Origin of the sequence: Mesorhizobium sp. M7A.F.Ca.US.014.04.1.1 (assembly GCF_003998745.1) — a bacterium.
Classification (GTDB): Bacteria; Pseudomonadota; Alphaproteobacteria; order Rhizobiales; family Rhizobiaceae; genus Mesorhizobium; species Mesorhizobium ciceri.
The window spans coordinates 1-1414 of sequence record NZ_RZRW01000963.1 but is presented as its reverse complement, the minus strand read 5'-3'; the positions used below and the strand labels follow the sequence as shown (position 1 = coordinate 1414).

Here is a 1414-nt window from a genome sequence, read left to right as displayed (position 1 = left end):
TCAACGGCACGACCTACGCCTTCCAGGGCACCAACCCGACCTCGACGGTCAGCATCGGCGCGCCCGGTGCGGAGCGCACCATCACCAATCTGGCGGCGGGGCGGATCAGCGCGCTCTCGACCGACGCGATCAACGGCTCGCAGCTCTTCGCCACCAATCAGGCCGTCGACGCCATTGGCGCCGTCGTCAACAACATCAATGTCGGCGGCATCAAGTATTTCCACGCCAATTCGACGGCGGCGGATTCGTCGGCGACGGGTGCGGAATCGGTTGCGATCGGACCTCTCTCGACTGCGGCAGGGGCGAACGCCATCGCGGCCGGCAACAATGCGAGTGCCTCCGGCCTCGACGCAACGGCGTTTGGATACATATCCAAGGCCTCGGGCGACTTCAGCACCGCCGTCGGACCGAATGCCAACGCGACAGGCTTGTCCAGCACCGCGGTCGGCCAGAACGCGTTTGCTACCGCCGGGCAAGCGACCGCTCTCGGCAAGCAAGCGAATGCCAGCGCCGCGGATGCGGTCGCGTTGGGACCCAACGCCACAGCCGGCAACGCAGGCGCCGTGGCGCTCGGCTCCGGCAGTGTCACCGACGTCGCCGTCGGCACGCCCAGCGCGGTGATCAACGGCACGACCTACGCCTTCCAGGGCACTACTCCGACCTCGACGGTCAGCATCGGCGCGGCCGGTGCGGAACGCACCATCACCAATGTCGCCGCGGGGCGGATCAGCTCGACGTCGACCGATGCGATCAACGGTTCGCAGCTCGCCGCCACCAACCAGGCCGTCGACGCCATCGGCGCCGTCGTCAACAACATCAATGTCGGCGGCGGCATCAAGTATTTCCATGCCAACTCGACGGCGGCGGACTCTTCGGCGACGGGCACGGACTCGGTCGCGATCGGACCCGTCGCGACCGCAACGGGGACGAACGCCATCGCGGCCGGTGTCAATTCGAGCGCCTCCGACGCCAACGCCTCGGCCATCGGCAGCGGCGCCGTCGCATCGGCGCTCGACGCAACGGCGATGGGCTACATATCCAAGGCCTCGGGCCAATTCGCCACCGCCGTCGGCGCCAACGCCAATGCCACAGGCCTGTCCAGCACGGCGATCGGCCAGAACGCGTTCGCAACCAACGCTCAAGCGACCGCTCTCGGCAAGCAAGCGAATGCCAGCGCCGTCGATGCGCTGGCGCTGGGCGCCAACGCCACCGCCGCCAACGCAGGCGCCGTGGCGCTCGGCTCGGGCAGTGTCACCGACGTCGCTGTCGCCACGCCGAGCACCGTGATCAACGGCACGACCTATGCCTTCCAGGGCACCAATCCGACCTCGACGGTCAGCGTCGGCGCGGTCGGTGCGGAACGCACCATCACCAATCTGGCGGCGGGGCGGATCAGCGCGCTCTCGACCGACGC

1 pseudogene is annotated in these 1414 nt (G+C 68.4%); it reads left to right on the top strand.

The features are described from left to right. A pseudogene (locus tag EOA22_RS33550) lies at positions 1–1414 on the top strand (calcium-binding protein); the annotation flags it as partial.